The organism is Janthinobacterium sp. GW460-12-1-14-LB5 (genome assembly GCF_059423585.1).
The window spans coordinates 1-16,521 of the sequence record NZ_JBWKYD010000046.1 but is presented as its reverse complement, the minus strand read 5'-3'; the positions used below and the strand labels follow the sequence as shown (position 1 = coordinate 16,521).

Sequence of the window (16,521 nt, the reverse complement as noted above, 5' to 3'; positions counted from 1 at the left end):
GGAAAGCATTCATCTTATATCAATAGGGGATTTTTAATATTTTGCATCATGACCAAGTATTTTTGGAGGTGGGAGATATCAATTTTCTGGAAAGAGAACGGATTACGGCCAAGTGAGCCGCTTGAAATAATAGGAGAGTAATTTTCTCATATGAATGTTTTTTGTGATAATGCATTTTCAGTTTCTGGAAGGCTATGGTGAATTTGCTGGGAAAACGATTTGGTTGCGTATTTTTATGTGGATTTCTTGTGTTTTTAAATACAGCTTGTAGCAAGGAGGCAATGAAGATTGACGTAAATATGACTGCGTATAACCATACCGAGCATGGTGTTGGCAGCTATGTCGTGACACTCGAAGACGGATCTTCAGCCGAGGCTGGCTACCTGAGCCCAGGTGAAGGTGGTGGAGGAAAAACCTGCTGTCTTTCTATCCCAGCGACATGGACGCCAGGCATGAAAGTGGCGATTGTCATGCATACTGTAAAAAATGGTAAGCCGGTTCGGGTGGAGAAGACTGTCGCTATCCCTCATTACAATTCTTCCGATGCCGACAGGTTTGTCGTCCATTTTCTTCATGATGGAAGTTATAAGATACTTGTAACAAAATATTTGCTGGGACATCGAAAATATCCCCTTGCTGGCAAGGAGGCGGAACTGGAGCCGGGCATTCCACTGGAAATAATATGGGAATAGAAGTTGTGAAAATAATTCAGGTGTTCTTGTAAAAACAGGCACAGCAATGTTGCTGGGCTATGGGATGTGTATCTTGAAGAACCTGGCAATGGATCATTCCGTACAAAAGCCAATTTGAAATATGCCAATGCAGAGGCCGATTGGAAGGCGCAGCTGTTAAAGCGCTGGCGCGAGGAAGACCGGGAAAATGTGAAATAAGACTGCGCCAGGCAAAAACCCGAACACCCTGGCGGCAGCAGGCGCGCCGCCAGGAGGGAGCTTCGGCTTTAGCCATTCTCGGGCGGCTGCACGCCCAGCAACTCTTCGATATGCGCCAGCGAACTGGCGTCCTTGACCACCGAGCGCAACCAGCTGTGCAAGTCCTGGTCGGCGGCATTGGCCGCCTTGTCGGCAAAATACGAGACGGGGCTGTGCGGTTCGCTACGGCGGAAGAACTGCGCCACGGCGCGCAATTGCTCGATCGCCTGCGCGCGCGTGGCGATGGCGCCCGGTGGGCCGGCCGGGATCGCCAGCATGGCAGGCGCCATCGTGCTTGCGGCAGCGGCTGCTCCGCTCGCCGCGACAGGGACGGCGGCAGGCGTCACGCCGGCACTGGCTGGCATCACGCGCAGCATCGCTTCGACGGCTTCGCGCGCCGTGGAAAAGGCCGGGCTGTCGTTGCCCAGCCGGGCGTCGACGACTCTTTCGAGCTTGCGCAGCGCTTCCAGGCAATCTTGCGCGTCGACGGCGAAGCTGGCGCAGAAGGCGGCCGAGTTGTTACGCCGCGCCGCTTCCATGTCGGACAACTTGACGCCCTCATGCGGCCTGGCCGAATCGCCCACGCCGGCCTGGCGCCGCGCGGTCTCGAAATCGATGGTGGAAAAGGCGCCTCCCGGGCCGCCCGTGAGGGGCACCTCGCGCAGCAGCGGCGGGATGCGCGAGAGTATCCAGCTAAGGTTGCCGATGCGCTGCTCCTGGTCGCCGTCTTCCGCTTCCGGAAACAGGCCCCGGTCCCAGAACTTTTCGCACAGACCCGCCAGCACCAGCAAGCCTTCGGCCATGCCGCGCAGGTGATAGCGCTTGGCGCCCGCTTCAGTCAGCCAGACCGCCAGGCGCAGATCCTTGCTGCTGCCGGCAAGCAGGCCGGCGCAGCTGCGCACGACGAAGTCCCAGTCGGCTTCCTTCAGGTCGGCGACCCATTCGCCCTGGTCGAGCGAGGGGTCGTCGAACTTGCGCGCCAACGTGATGGCGTCGAGCTCGGGCGAGAACGCCAGATCCACGCCCGCCGGTTGTTCATTGCTGATCGGAAGTAATAGCTGTTCGGCTGAAAACATGTGGTCCTCTGATAGATGGTTATTGCGCCATGCGAAATTCAATGCGCCGGTTGCGGGCGCGCCCGTCCGCCGTGTCATTGCTGGCGATCGGCCGGTCGGAGCCCTGGCCCGACGCCGTCAGCAGTTCGCTGTGGATGCCCTTCGACGCCAGGTAGAATTTGACGGCCTCGGCCCGCGCCTGGCTCAGGCTCTGGTTACTGGCGCGCAAGCCCTGGTTGTCGGTATGGCCGATGATTTCCACTTTGCGGCCGGCCAGCTTTTGCATGGCCGCCGCCATTTCATCGAGGATGGCGCGGCCCGATGCCGTCAGCATGGTCTTGCCGCTTTCAAATTCGATGGTGCGGTTGGCCAGGGTGGTGTCGAGTACGCCTTGCTCGCTGGCCGACACGCGCAGGCCGTTGTTGACGGTGTAGGTGGGGTTGAGGCTTGTGGCGATATCGCTGGCGATCTTTTGCCGCTGCGCCTCGTTGGCCACCTCGCCGCGCACGCTGACGACGCTGCCGTCGATCTTCAGCTGGCCGCGGCTGATCTGCTTGAGATTGGGTGACAGCAACTTTTGCACATAGGCGTTCCAGTTGGCGGGCAACACCACCTGGCTCACCGCGATCTGGTCGACCACCTTGTCGGCGCCGTACAGTTCGCGCAGGCGCACCAGTACGGCGGCCTTGCTTGCTTCGTCGGGCACCGTGCCGCTGGCCAGCACCTGACCTGGCTGCGGCGTGGCGGCCGTGGGTATCGATAGGGGCGCTTGCGCTGAAGCGGACATGGTGGCCAGCGCCATGCAGAGGAAGAGAACGATCCGGGATATGCGCATGGTCAGGTTCCGATAAAGGCGGCGCGCAAGGAGTCGTGCGCCGATTTGAGCGAGAGGTTGGCTTGCGCCAGATAGGTCGACACTTTCTTGATCGCATAGTCGCTGCCGACCTGTTCTTCGACCCATTCCAGGTCGTCGAACGCGATATGGTGATCGAGTGCCGCTTGCGGGTTCATCAGCACATGCAGGGTCTGCGCCGAGGCGCCGGAAAAGCCCAGCACCAGCGTCTGGCGGCCGCGCAGCCGCGTGATGAACAGCGCCAGCTCGAAGTCGGCGCGCGCCAGGAACGGCGTGATCAGGTGCATCCAGAACGCCGCCACCATGTTGCGGTACAGCGGATCGGCCGGCAGCGGCAGTTCCAGGCTTTTCTCGAGCCGGCTGGAACTGCTGGCCATCACCGGCTGCAGCAGCAGGCCCAGCGCCAGCAGCACCTGCCGCACCGTGCCCGTGAAGCCGGTCGGTGCCAATAGCGCGTCGAGTTCGCCCACGGTCTGCATGTCGAGAAAATCGTTGAAGGCGGCTTCATAGGCGGCGGCGCGCAGGTCGACGTCGATGCTGGCATGCGTGGCCGCCTGCAGCGCGTTGCCCGCATCGGGGCCGCGCATGTCGTTGCTGAGCGCCTCGAAACGGTTCCACAGGCGCGACAGCACCAGCGGGCTGCTGGCGACAAACGCGGCCGGATGGTCCACTTCCATGGTGCTCATCATCAGGAAGGGAAAACGGCGCGACGAGGCATCGCTGCTGGCGGCGATATGGCCGGCGATGGCGCGCCCCCGGCGCGGGCCGATAAAGGCGAAATGCATGGGCGGCAGCGCATCGTAGGTCAGCTTCCAGCGCGCGTCGGCGCTGAGCAGGTCCATCGCCTGCGCCAGCCAGTCGTCGAGGATCTTCAGCAGGGCCGGGTTGTCACTGGCCTTGACGAAGTCGCCGCGGCTGGGCAGCTTGCCGAAATAGCCGATCGGGGTGGCGGTGGTGCGGCTCATGGCACGGCGGCGGCATTGGCCGCGATGGCGTCGGCAGGGGCTGCCGGCGCGGGGGTGTTGACGGCCGGTACGCTCTGGGCCACGCTTTCCGGCAGTTTCAGGCCGCGGAAGCCCGCAGCGCCCGAGGCGGTGCTCGGCGCGGCGGCTGGCGCCGGCGTGGCGACGATCTTCAGGTTGGCCGCCACGGTCACGCCGCTGTTTTCCCAGCTCAATTCGAATACGCCGCCATCCTTGCGCTTGCGCTTGGCTGAATCGATCATTTTCTTCAGGCCGAAATGGCCAGGTTCGTTGAGCAACACGACCGTACGGCCTTCCGGCGTGATGGCGCTGATGCGCGCGCCGGGCGTGCCTTGCGGATTCGGCCAGACCATATGGATCCACGGCTGCGGCTGGCCGCGCCAGCGCAGGGCCTGGCCATCGATCTCGATCGTGTACTCGGTGGCGCCGCTGGCGGCCAGCGCCTGCAGGTCGAAACGCGTTTGCGCTTCGCCGGCGCCGGCCGCCGTGGCCACGCCGTTGGCGCTGAGCGGCGCGATCCAGCCGGGGAAGCTGGCCACCACGGACGGCGCCAGGCCGATGCCCATGTTGGCCCAGGTCTTGGCGCTGAGTGAATCGCCACGGCGCACCACCAGCGGGCCGATGGTGGTATTGAAGAACTTGGCGATGCTGCCTTCCGGTCCGAACACCTGGCCGATGTCGGCATTGCTGGCCTCGCTACCGGAGGCGGGCGAGAACGGATACTTGGGCGCCAGGGTTTTCTGGAACGGTTCAAGCACCTGCGCCAGCCAGACCTTGTTGATTTCCGTTTCGGTCGGCTTGATGATGACGGCAAACGTCTGCATCAGCGGGCGCACCAGCAGCGGCCGGATCGCCTGCTTTTGCCCGTCGGTCATGCCGGTCAGCATCTGTTCATCCACGTATTTGAGCGCATCGGCCAGTTCCGAACCGGTGCCGTCGAGCGTCTGCTGCATGAATTGCTTGGCGCCGGGGCCGGTATCGCCCTGGTTCTTGATCTGGTTGAAGCGGGCGCGCAGCTTCGATAGCGCTTCCATGTAGCCGCGCATCAGCGAAGCGTCCTTGTCCTTGGTCACCACCAGGCGGGCGACGCCGGAAAACTCGCGGCCTACCGGCCCCATCGGCAAGGCGCCGGCGGCCGCTGCCCCCGTGCTGACGTTGACGTTGATGCCCGAGGGTTTCTGACGCAGGATGGTTTCCTTGAACCACCCTATCACGCCGCGCTGGGCGCGCTGCAAGCCCTGGCCCAGCAGCGACGGGTTGTCCCACGAGGTTTCCTTGTACACCGTTTCGATCAGCTTGTTGATCGGCGAGGTTTGCGGGTCGCCGAGCCGGTTCATGGCCGCCGCCGCGTTGTCGAAGTCATTCAGCTCGCGGATGCTGACACCCTGGATGAATTTCTGCCATTCCCTGGCGTAGTCCGTCTTGTACAGTTCGACCAGCGCTTTCTGGATCTGCTCCGGGCTGCCTTCGAGGGTCAGGTCGTCCTTCGAGGCCGTTTTCAGCACCCAGTCGGCGCTTTGCAGTTCGCGGTTAGCCGCCTCCTGGAAGGCTTGCTGGATGAATTGTTCCCAGGCGTCGCGCGTGAAGGTGCCGGGAATGGCGTAGCTGCCCAGCACCAGTTCCTTGTCCTGCTCGCCGACGATGCGCGCCACCGTCATCGAGGCGAAGCGCGTGGCCGCGCGCGCCTTGACGTCGGCGTACACGCGCTCGCGCGCTGGCATGCCCCGCACCACGCGGCGCAGGCTATCGCGCGACTGGTCGACCAGCGCCAGCTTGCTGTCGATCCGTGGCCATGACGGGTCGTTGATCTGGGTCAGATAAAACGAAATCATGCGTTCGGCGCTGCGTATCATCTGTTCGCGCGGCATGCTGCCGCGGTTGCTGTCGAGCCAGACACGCCAGAAACGGGTCAGCTGGTCGTTCAGGTGGCTCGCTTCGGCGCGCGACTTGTCGCTCAGCATCAGGTAGGTTTTCAGCGCGTTATACGCATCTTCCACATTCGCCGGGGAGGCATCCTTGAATTGCTGTGCGCCCAGGTTGACGGCGGCGGCCGTGGCAGGCGGTGCGGCGGCAGGGGCGCTGGCCAGGGCTGGCGTCGGCGTGGCCGCCACCGGTGCGGCCAGGGTGCCGGCCGGCGCGGGCAGGGTGGCTGCCGCGCTGGCCGACACCGCGCCCGACTGCGGCGTGCTGGCCATCGGCTGCAAGCGGCTGGCGCCGGCGTTGACTTCGGCCAGGAAGGCTTCCAGCGATTGCGCCACCGGGCTGAGCATCACTTCACGCACGCCCGAGAAATACTCCTCGCGCAGCTTGCGCTCCAGCAGATCCCCCTGGTACAGCCCCAGGCCCAGCGAGACGGGGCGGCTGTTGCGGTAGGAATCGAGCTGCTCGATCCGATCCTGCAGGATTTCCAGTGCTTCGAAGCGCGATTGCAGGTCGAGGCGCTTGTCCTGCACCTTGATCGCCTGGTCCAGGTCGGCCTGCACATTGGCCACCAGCTGGCGGTTGGCCATGTAGGACCAGCTCCAGCCGGCCAGCGCCAGGCCCACCAGCGCGGTGGCGGCAAAGAAGGTGGCGTAGCGCAGGCGGGTCTTGGCTGGACTGGCGTACTGGGCGACCAGTTCCTTGTCGGCAAATATCACCTTGCGGAACAGATTGAGCAAAAAATAGCCATGCTGGTCCTGCACCGCATTGTGTTGCTGCGGCTGCAATTTCAAGTCGAAGCGCTGCGCCACGCGTTCCGACGAGGCCGATACCGACGCGCCTTCCTGCAGCGCGCTGGTGAAATAAAAGCCGCGCATGACGGGCTTGAACTGGAACGGGTTTTCCTCGAACAGGGTGGCGATGAAGGCGCGCAGCGACCCCTTGATCGCGCTGAATTCGAGCGGGAAGGTGAAGACGCCCGGCGGCATGCGTTCGTTCTGCTGCAGCGCCATGCTGGCCAGGCTCAGCTCTTTCAAGCCGTCATACAGCTCGTCGAAACGCTGGTCGAACTGTGCCAGCACGTCCTGTTTGGAACTGGTCTGGCTGTAGGGCAGGGTGGCGCCCCATACCCGGTCGCGTTCGCCGCGTTCCGTGTCCTGGAAAAATTCGTTGAAACCGGTAATCAGGTCGGCCTTGGTGAACACCACGTAGACGGGCGCGTGCACTTCCAGTTTTTCCGTCAGCTCCTGCACCCGCTGGCGCAGGTTCTTGGCCAGGTTGATGGCGAATTCGGGCCGGCTGCCCGTCAGTTCGGCAATGCTGACGGCGATGATGATGCCGTTGATCGGCGCGCGCTTGCGGTGTTTTTTCAGCAGCGACAGAAAGCCGAACCATTCGGCGCGGTCTTCGTCGTTGACGGAATAGCGGCCCGCCGTGTCGAGCAGGATGCCGTCGGTGGTGAAGAACCAGTCGCAATTGCGGGTACCGCCGATGCCTTGCACGATCTTGCTGTCGGCAAACGGAAACTGCAGGCCGGAATTGGCGATCGCCGTGCTCTTGCCGGCCGCCGGATTGCCGATGATCATATACCAGGGCAATTCATACAGGGCCGCGTCGCCCGACAGCTGGCCCAGCTTGGAGGTCTTGATGGTGCTGATCGCCTCGAGCATGCGCTTGCGGATGGCTTCGGTTTCTTCGCGCTGGGCGGGCCCGGCCTTGGGCGCCGCGCCGGCTGTCTGCTGTTCCAGCATGCCGCCGAACCGGGCGGCATCGCGCTGGCGGCGCCTGCGCTGCAGCCACCAGACCACGCTGGCGACCAGCAGGACCAGCGCCAGTGGCGGCACGATCCATACCAGCGGCCATTGAAAGATGACGGCGCAACTGGCCAGCAGCGCGGCCAGCGCCACGAAGCCGATGGCGAACAGGCTGAAACGGGTAGTAATGGAATGCCAGAATCGTTGCATCATAGTATGAGGGGCGAGAGGTTGATAGGCATGGTGGAAGGAGGGGTCATGTCGCGGCCAGGGTTTCAGGGGCAGCGGCAGGAGCGGCATCGGCGGCCGGACCCACCACTACGGCGGCCCGGTGGAAGGCATCGAGGTTGCTCAGGCATAGCACCTGGCTGGCATTCTCGGCCGCCTCGTGCCGCGCCAGCACCAGAGCCGCCAGGGTGGCCACCTGGCCGCTCTGGCCGCAGGCCGCCGACACGCTCAGTACGTCATTGCTGAGGTCGATATCGGGCAGCAGCGTGCCTGCATTGTTCATCAGTTCGATCATGCGGCTGGAGCGCTGGTCGGCATCGGCGTACAGCCGCGTGATCGCGGCCGGGGCGACGGACGCGGCCGACATCGCCTTGCCGCCCAGCTCGGCCAGCAAGCTGGCATCGCCATGGCCGCGGCTGTCCGCCGACTGGCCGCGCACGGCCGTGCTGGCATGGTGCAGCAGTACCGGCGTGTCGGCCTGCAGCGCCGCCGCCTGGGCCGCGTCGGCCAGCAACAGGCCGGCCGCGCCTTCGCCGGGAATCTGCCCGCCCGGCTGGCCGGCATTGAACAGCAGGCCGCGCGTAGTCCAGTCATGCACGGTCATCTCGCCGATATGGGAAGCGCAAGCGAGCACGATGGCCAGGCACGGCACCTCTTGCAAGGCAGCCTGCGTGGCCAGCTGTTCGATCAGCGCCAGCGGCCCGCAGTCGCCGGCCAGGTGCACGCTGAGCTTGTCGGACGGCCAGCCTTGCTGTCCCGCTTGCGCGTGCAGCCAGGCGGCGCCCATGTCGCGCTGCGGCTTGTCCCAGTCCGGCGGCAACAGCAGATGCAGTTGCAGGGTCGGCAGGACGGCACGCGCGCCCGTTTGCGCCGTCTTGTAGCCGTCGAGCGCCGCGTGCATCGCCGCTTCCTGCATCAGTTCATTCAATACGCCAGCGCCCAGCGCCAGTGCGCGCAAGTGTTCGGCATCGAAATGCGCTGCCGCGCCCTGCGCCGTCGCGGCAGGACGGGTCCGCAGCCAGTCGTCCAGCAATTCCTTCTGGCCCTGTTCATCGAGATCCGCCACGCGGGCGCTCATCACGGGGTAGCCTTGCGCATCGGTCAGCTCCGGATCGAGTTCGGGGCGCTGCTGCTTGTCCTGCAGCGCGGCCGCCAGTTCCGGCGCCGAGCCGCCACCTGGCATGCGCAGCGCGGCGGCGGCCAGGTGCAGCGGTGCGCGCGGCGGCGCTTCGATGCCGCCCGCCAGGGCGTCGCTGCCGGCGGCATCGGCCGGCGCCGCTGCCGGCGCGGCCAGCCTGGCCAGCAGTTTCTTGCCCAGCCACCAGCTGGCGAGCAGCAGCAGCGGCAACGCCAGCATGGTGCCGGCCAGGTCGCCCGTCGACGGCATGCGCATGCTGGTGCGCCAGTACCAGATTGCGCCGCCCCAGCACAGGGCGAACACGGCCAGTATCAGCAGGCTGCGCCGCAGCCACGGGCGCATCAGCGCACTTCCTTGCAGTGGCGGCGGGACGTCATAGTTGATCCGTGGTGGCTTGCTGGCTGGCGATCAGCATCGCGCCACAGCTGGTCTTGTCGCCGTGGCGGGCGACCGGCTTGCCGTCGATGATCCAGCTGGCGTCGCCGCTGACGATGGGGCAGGTGCCATGGCCCGGCAGGGGGCACGAGACCTTGTCGCCCACGCGCGCGATGCCGATGCCGCCGCTGTCCGTCATCGCCGAGGCCTCCAGCACGCTGCCGCCATGCGATGTTTTATCGCCCAATCTGATTACGGGACCAGCCATATGTGTTCCTTCCAGTCATCGTTGTTTTTTCATCACACCCGGCACGCGCAGTTCCGTGTGTCCGAAATCCATCATTTTCCAGCGGCCGCCCCAGGTCATGCCGACCGATTCGGCCACTTCGCCATACAGCTGATAGCCGCGCATGGCCCAGGGATCTTTTTCCGAGATCACCAGCTTGCCGTCGCGCAAAAAGGCGCAATCGGCCGCCAGGCCATACTGATGCCAGCTCTGGAACGCGGCCGCATTGGTGACATTGCTGCCCATGCCGGCCAGCATGTTTTGCCGCTCCGGACTGCGGTAGCCTTCCAGGATGGCCATGTCGTAACCATGTTTTTCTTTCATGATCTTGAACACCAGCAGCAGCCTTTGCGCATATTCGGCATTGAGCAGCGTCCAGTTGCGGCTGGCCGATACCAGCATCGGCCGCACTTGCTGCACTTCCTCGGTGGCAAACACCAGCGGCGGCAGGTCTACCGGTGGCACCAGCTGTTCACCTTGCAGCAGGGCCGATACCTGCGTATTCATTTCGCGCGTCGAGACCTCGTAGCCGCCCAGCATGTTCTTGCTGCCTGCCAGCAAGGCGATCGCCGGCGGCAGGCAGACCACCGCCGCACCGCCCAGGAACAGCAGGTAATGGCGGCGCACGAATGCCGCGCCGCCAAGCAGCGTCCTGGCGCCGCTACGGCGCAAGGTGTCCAGGCCGGCGTTCCTGCGCCGGGCCAGCCGATCGAGCCGCGCCGCCAGGCCTTGTTCGGCCGTCGCCAGCGTCCGCAGTACCAGTTCGCGGCCGGATGGAAACAGCGCCAGCCAGCTGATCAGGCATGCAAGTAAAAAATAGAGTGCCACCGCCAGTAAAAACACGCCCACTCCGTTCGAAAAAAGGCGCCATGCATAGGCAGCTGAATGCCGCGGTGCCAGCGTTTTCGCTAATATTGCCTCTGAGTATATCTTACTAACTTGCTAATTACGGGGGCTTTGTTTCAATTGTGCGCCGGGTGCGCACTGTTGATTTCCTAACATGCGTCACGCTTTTTTTTATTGTCGTAAGGTGTTGTAAATATTGACAGGAGTTAAGATTTTGCAAAGCAATGACGACAGCCGACGGCCATCGACACGGCCCAGCTTACTGACGCCCGCGCAACAGGCAGAGGCCGACCGCAGCCGTATCCTGAACCACCTTGAAGGCGGCCGCCGGCCCGCGCCCGTACCACATGACGGCAGGCGCATCGGCCGGTGGGCCGTCTGGGTGGGCATGCTGGCTGGCGCCATGCTGTTGCTGGCCACCGGTGCCTGGCTGGGGCAAGGCGAAACGGCGGCGCAGGCCGAACCGGCATTGGCCAGCACGGCGCCAGCGCCGGAAACGCCAGCCGCCGCCCCTGTCACCGCCGCGGCCAGCATACGCGAGGAGGAGCAGCAGGCACTGCCGCAGCAGAGCTTGAGCGAAATGCTGGACGCCGACCTGCCGGCTCCGGTTTCGGCTCCCGTACCCAGCGCCAGGGATGTGCTGAGCAAGGCTCTTGAGAGGCCGCAGAAGAGCGCGCCCAAGGCGGCGCCGCCAAAAAAACCAACGGCCAAGCCGCTCAAGCCTGCGGCACCGGCCAAGCCCGCCACCACGCCGGAACAGGAAAACGACGTGGCCCTGCTGGCCGCGCTGGTCTCGCACGCCCAGGCGGCCAAGCCGCCCAAAAAAACGCCGTCCAGCCTGCAAGCCCAGTTGCAGCAATGCAGCAAATTGAAACCGGCGGCGGCCGATAGCTGCCGTCAGAGAACGTGCGCCGGCCGCGTCGACAAGCCCCTGTGCAAGGCGGCCAAGGCAGCGGCGAAAGGCGCGCGATGAGCGCAGCGCTGCTGGACCAGGTGGGCGCCGCGTTGGGAGCGTTCTCCAGCATCACGCGCTTGTACGAGCTCAAGCTTGAAGGTGACGGCGCGCAAGAGACTGCGCCCCTGCTGGTGGAAGCGTTCGCCTGCGACGAGCAATTGCAGACGCCGGGCGCGCGCGATGTCATCGTGCTGTCGACCAGCGCCCAGCTGGCGCTGGCGCCCATGCTGGGCAAGCTGGCCACGCTGCAGGTGAGCCTGTTTGATGGCAGCCGCGCCAGTTTCAGCGGCCATATCAGCGAGGCGGCCATGCTGGGCAGCCTGGGCGGCCTGGCGCGCTACCGGCTGCGCCTGACACCGTGGTTGTGGCGGCTGGGCCAGGTGCGTAACAGCCGCGTCTGGCAAGACAAGTCCGTGATCGAGATCGTCGAGTCCGTGTTCCAGGCCTATGCGCCGGCGGCGTTATGGCGCTGGAGCGACGACACGCGCCCGTTCATGGACGGCGCCGCGGCGCGCAGCTATTGCTGCCAGTACCGCGAATCGGACCTCGATTTCGTCAGCCGCCTGCTGACGGAAGAAGGGCTGGCATGGCGCTTTGAGGAACAGGACGGCGGCCATTGCCTGGTGCTGTTTGCCGATAGCAGCGCCGACAGCGCCGTGCCGGAAGATGCGTCCAGCGCGGCCGGCGGCGGCATCCGCTTTCATGGCGCGAGGGTTGGCGAGCAGGGCGACACGCTGCAGGCGTTCAGCACGGCGCGTTCGCTGAGCACGGCGCTGGCGACGGTGCTCAGTTATGACTACAAGGCAAAGCAGGCGGTCGCGGCCAGCGTGCCGACCCGGACGGCGGTGGGCGGCCGGCAGGCGCCACTGCTGGAAAGCTACGATACGCCGGGCCAGTATTACTATGCCGACGCTGCCCAGGCCAGCCGCTACGCGCTGTTGCGCATGCAGGCGATCGAAGCGCGCGGCGAACGCTGCGTTGCGCGTTCGATGGTGCGCACCTTGCGCGCCGGTACGCGTTTTACCTTGACGCAAGGACCCTTGCAGGCGGCGGGCGGCGACACGCCGTCCTACACCGTGCTGCGCGTCTGCAGCGTGGGTGTCAACAACCTGCCGGCGCCGGCCCGGCAAGGATTGGCCGAACTGTTCGGCCCGATCCCGGAACTGCTGCAGGAAAGCCTGGGTACGCTGAACCTGGGGCCGCATTACATTGAACATTTCGAGCAGGTGATCGCCCAGGCGGTGGCCAGCGGCTACGCCAACCACCTGGAAGCGATTCCTGCCGCCACGCCGTGGCGCCCGGTACTGGGCGAAAACGGACTGCGCCAACATCCGAAACCTACCGCCCTGGGCAGCCAGAGCGCCATCGTCGTCGGCGCCGACGGCAATGACGTGGCCAGCGGCGCCGATGAGATTTACTGCGACAAGCTGGGCCGGGTGCGCATCCGCTTTCACTGGCAGCAAGAGACTGGCGCAACGTGCTGGGTGCGGGTGGCCCAGCGCGCGGCCGGCGGCGGCATGGGCAGCCAGTTTTTGCCGCGCATCGGCCAGGAAGTGCTGGTGCAATTCCTGGAAAACGATATCGACCGGCCCGTCATCGTCGGCGCCCTGTACAACGGCCAGGGCGAGGGCGGCACCAAACCGACCCCAGGCGGCGTCGGGGGCGAGCCAGGCGATGCCGGCGTGTTCCAGCCGGCGCATGACCACGCCATCGCGGGCCAGGGCAATGTGGCGGGCGGCAACAGTCCGCTGTGGCATGGCGCCGCGGGCGCCAGCGCGGCGCACCGCAATGGAGCGGCGCAATGGGGCATCCGCAGCAAGGAATTCGGCAAGGCGGGCAGCACGGCCGGCTACAACCAGCTGCTGTTCGACGACACCGACCAGCAGGGCCGCATCCAGCTGAAAAGCAGCCATGCGGCCAGCGAACTGAACCTGGGCCACCTGATCCACGGCGCCGACAACTACCGGGGCAGCCTGCGCGGCGCCGGCGCCGAGCTGCGCACCGATGCGTATGGCGCGGTGCGCGCCAGGGCGGGTTTGCTGGTAAGCAGCTATGTGCTCCGGCACGAGGCCGCGCAACGCGATCCGGCCGGCGACAACGCCGCCGGCATTGCCCTGCTGAAACAGGCGGTGCTGCTGGGCGACACATTCAGCGCTGCCGCCAAGACGCATCAAACGGTGGCCTACGCCAGCCACATCGGCGCCAGTGCGCCGAATGCCAGCGCGCTCGACGGCCAGGCGGCGCCCTTGAAAGCGATGCTGGCCAGCATTTCCGGCATGCATGAACAGTTGCCACACACAAAGGACGCCATCATCGCGATCGCCGCCAGGGCCGGACTGGGCGTTGTCGCGGGGCAAGACATGCAACTGGCCAGCGGCGAAACCGTCACCATGATGAGCGGCCAGGATACCCAGTTCACCGGTGGCGGCCAGTGGCGCGTGCACGCGGGCCAGGCCATCGGCGTGCTGGGCGGCGCCGTCAAGGCCGGGGAGGGTGATGCCGGGGTGCAACTGATCGCGGCCCAGGGCGCCATCGACGCGCAGGCGCAGGCCGACGTGCTCAACGTGCAGGCGCGCGAAGAGGTCAACGTCATCAGCGCCAACGCGCATGTGGACTGGGCGGCGGCGAAAAGCATCCGCCTGTCGACGGCGGGCGGCGCGAATATCACCATCGAAGGCGGCAATACCACGATCCAGTGCCCGGGCAAGATTACGGTGCATGCGGGCAAGAAAAGCTTCAGCGGACCGACGAAACTGGACCATCTCATGCCAGTGTTGCCCAAAGAAGACAATACCTGGGTTGAACTCGAGGCAAGTTACGACGATGCATGGAATACACCTTGGCCTTTGGAACAGCTGAAATTCAAGGTCGATGGCAAGAGCATTTTACAGTCGGTCAATGTCAACCCGCTCAAATCAGGTAGCAAATAAGATGCAAGAGAAAGACTCGGAAATCAAGCACCTGCAGTTGCCGAAAGATGGTGCTGTGCTGGTGACCAGCGAACCCAAGGTGACGGAACGGGAAATCTTCGAAGACCGTGAATCCATCGTCCAGCGCCTGCATGCCACTTACCTCAACCTGACCGACCAGATGGCGGAATTCCAGAGGCTATGGGATGACGGCCCGACATTAGCGTTTATCAATAGCGCACGCGAGGGCTTGAATCAGGGGGGCGCCAGCTGGCTTGATGATCAGGCCGAGCTTTTCGAAGCCCGGACCTGGGTGGCAATAGGTGACAACATCAAAGAGAACGCAGGTACAGCTTATGACCGTCTTGGGACATACAGTGGGCAGCGTTATCGGGCACTTCAAAAGGAATTGAACAAGCATATCGATCATCCGGAAGATACCTTGTACAACTGGGCATGGTGGCGGAAGTCCATTGAAGATGAGGCGAGCGAACTGTATCGGCAGCAAGTCGGAAAATTGAAAAATACGGTCAATGCAATTTCCGACACTGCCGGGATGGTGCTCAATACAGCGGCAACAGCGAAGAAAATCTACAAGCATCGCACCGCCATCCTCAATCTGCCCAGTTTGATTGCCAATGGCGATCCAAAGCCGATCCAGGCGTTTGTCGACAGGGAATTGATGGATATCGATCCCAAACTGGCCAAGGCCATTAAAAATGACCCCAATTTTCCAGTTGTGCTGGAAATTATTGCCGACGCCGATAGCGCCTTGGCCTATGTTTCTTACGTTGGCCTGATGCTGGAAGCGATTCCGCCGAATTTCTATGCTTATGCGGCCGGCAAAGGGGGCGCGTATTTGATGATCGAGGTAGTCCTGCTGATTGTGACTGCTTTATTGAGTGCCGGAACCGCAGCAGCTGCACGCATCACCATGCTGGTCGCGCGGATTGCCGCAAGCAGCGCGAAAATCGCAACGGCAGGAAAGAAAATCAAGCGCGCGAAGGCAGCGGTGGATGCCCTGATAAGAATGCTGGAAGACTTGTCGAATGCGGTGGATGACTTGCACCAGCTCGGCGCCAAGCTGGTCAAGGCACGCGCAAAAGGACTTCGCATCAAGGGGAAATCAAAGATGACGCTGAAAACCAGGAAAGAAAGCATCAAACGCGACAAAAAATGTCGCTTGTGCGGCAGTACCGGGCACAGCACGCCGCGTGGCAGGCAGGGAACAGTGGTCTATAAATGATATTTTAAATTTATCGAGGCAGGTATGGCATTGATTGGAAATTCATCCAAGGATAGTAAATACTTGAATAGAATTAAGGCGGTAATTGAAGGAGATCATCATCATCCTCGCAATAACGGCGTGAGAATGCAGGCGCATCATATTATTTCCGCAGAGGGTATGAAAAGAAGTCAGCTTGGGAAGAAAATAGAAAAGTTTGGCTATGATATTAATCTTCTGCCGAATCTTGTATTTATACCATGTACTTTGCAAGGGGCCTGTCACCTCAACGTTCAGTTACACCGAGGGAATCATACTTCGAACCAAGATTCTTATGACGATGATTCTGAACCTGCGAGTTATCATCATATGGTGGCGCAAAGGATAATAGATCTTGGCCTGCCTCTTCATAAAGTATGTGCTGGCGACAAAATTTCAAATTCAAAAAAAGTCATATCTGAATTAAACAGGCTAAGCACTACAATTTTGGCTATGATTCAAAACAAACCTAATAAAGCACCGCTAACACGAATCGCTAAAAATTTTTCCCCAGGGAGTTTGCAAGGTTGTGGTAGCGTGGATTCGATAAAAAAATATAATGATAAAAAAGCATGTGGGGTGGATAGAAATCACTTCAACAGAGAAGCGAAAGAGCAAACAAGTGAAAATATAAAATATAAAAAAGTCAAAAGCTATATTTTCATGACAGGAAGGTAAAGTGAAAAAATATGAGCAGCAATATTACATTTTGATCGAGGCAGATGATGAAAGAATTCCATCGCTTTCTGCAGATAAGAACACGTCAAATAAAAATTATGATTTCGAGGAATTTCCAATCGGTTCACCTCCTTTTATGTTTTTTAACGCCGGGAGAGAATACAATGAAAAAAATGGTATTCCGTCATTGAAAAAAGTTCCATCCATACTTTTTGATGGAAATAATTTGCTTATAAGCAGCAGAATGCGAGAGGCGCTTCTGGAACTTGACATTCCGCATCTTCATATGCATCCATCGGTTTATATTCATGATGATGGACAATGGCATGAAGATTACTGGTATATGAC

Annotated in this window: 13 protein-coding genes; 6 read left to right on the top strand and 7 right to left on the bottom strand. The window is 62.2% G+C overall.

The annotated features are described in order from the left end of the window. The first annotated feature begins 194 nt into the window (after window positions 1-194). A complete protein-coding gene (locus AC07X6_RS28090) occupies window positions 195-692 on the top strand; it encodes a DUF3304 domain-containing protein (RefSeq protein WP_494793156.1) in 498 nt (165 codons plus the stop codon). A 266-nt stretch (window positions 693-958) separates the two neighbouring features. Here AC07X6_RS28090 and tssA read toward each other — a convergent pair whose 3' ends face one another. The 7 genes from tssA to AC07X6_RS28055 are packed head-to-tail and all read right to left on the bottom strand — an operon-like array spanning window position 959 to window position 10,364. After that, the gene (gene tssA / locus AC07X6_RS28085; protein WP_494793155.1) at window positions 959-2,005 is read right to left on the bottom strand and encodes a type VI secretion system protein TssA; all 1,047 of its coding nucleotides are present in this window, start codon (window positions 2,003-2,005) and stop codon (window positions 959-961) included. Between the two features lie 19 nt (window positions 2,006-2,024). Then, on the bottom strand, window positions 2,025-2,786 hold the full coding sequence (locus AC07X6_RS28080; RefSeq protein ID WP_494793157.1) for an OmpA family protein: 762 nt from the start codon (window positions 2,784-2,786) through the stop codon (window positions 2,025-2,027). A 35-nt stretch (window positions 2,787-2,821) separates the two neighbouring features. After that, window positions 2,822-3,802: a type VI secretion system-associated protein TagF gene (tagF, locus tag AC07X6_RS28075; protein WP_494793154.1), complete on the bottom strand. Its 981-nt coding sequence runs from the start codon at window positions 3,800-3,802 to the stop codon at window positions 2,822-2,824. Further along, on the bottom strand, window positions 3,799-7,704 hold the full coding sequence (gene tssM, locus AC07X6_RS28070) for a type VI secretion system membrane subunit TssM (RefSeq protein WP_494793153.1): 3,906 nt from the start codon (window positions 7,702-7,704) through the stop codon (window positions 3,799-3,801). The genes tagF and tssM overlap by 4 nt, the downstream gene beginning before the upstream one ends. Window positions 7,705-7,750: 46 nt before the next feature. Continuing rightward, complete coding sequence (locus AC07X6_RS28065) at window positions 7,751-9,202, bottom strand: hypothetical protein (protein WP_494793152.1); 1,452 nt, start codon at window positions 9,200-9,202, stop codon at window positions 7,751-7,753. 31 nt (window positions 9,203-9,233) lie between these two features. Beyond that, window positions 9,234-9,503 (bottom strand): PAAR domain-containing protein, encoded by a 270-nt coding sequence (locus AC07X6_RS28060; protein ID WP_230542386.1) that lies wholly within the window; start codon window positions 9,501-9,503, stop codon window positions 9,234-9,236. Between the two features lie 15 nt (window positions 9,504-9,518). After that, complete coding sequence (locus AC07X6_RS28055; protein WP_494793151.1) at window positions 9,519-10,364, bottom strand: M15 family metallopeptidase; 846 nt, start codon at window positions 10,362-10,364, stop codon at window positions 9,519-9,521. A gap of 217 nt (window positions 10,365-10,581) precedes the next feature. Here AC07X6_RS28055 and AC07X6_RS28050 point away from each other — a divergent pair, with 217 nt between their 5' ends. From AC07X6_RS28050 to AC07X6_RS28030, 5 genes are all read left to right on the top strand, one after another. Then, on the top strand, window positions 10,582-11,340 hold the full coding sequence (locus AC07X6_RS28050; RefSeq protein WP_474290877.1) for a hypothetical protein: 759 nt from the start codon (window positions 10,582-10,584) through the stop codon (window positions 11,338-11,340). Beyond that, on the top strand, window positions 11,337-14,252 hold the full coding sequence (locus tag AC07X6_RS28045; RefSeq protein ID WP_494793150.1) for a type VI secretion system Vgr family protein: 2,916 nt from the start codon (window positions 11,337-11,339) through the stop codon (window positions 14,250-14,252). The genes AC07X6_RS28050 and AC07X6_RS28045 overlap by 4 nt, the downstream gene beginning before the upstream one ends. Window position 14,253: 1 nt before the next feature. Continuing rightward, entirely contained in the window at window positions 14,254-15,477 is a 1,224-nt protein-coding gene (locus AC07X6_RS28040) for a hypothetical protein (RefSeq protein ID WP_230538339.1), read from the top strand. Window positions 15,478-15,501: 24 nt separating this feature from the next. Then, window positions 15,502-16,173, top strand: coding sequence for an AHH domain-containing protein (locus tag AC07X6_RS28035; protein WP_230538338.1), 672 nt, complete (start codon window positions 15,502-15,504; stop codon window positions 16,171-16,173). 1 nt (window position 16,174) lies between these two features. Continuing rightward, a partial coding sequence (locus AC07X6_RS28030; protein ID WP_494793149.1) for a hypothetical protein occupies window positions 16,175-16,521 on the top strand: 347 nt, incomplete at its 3' end.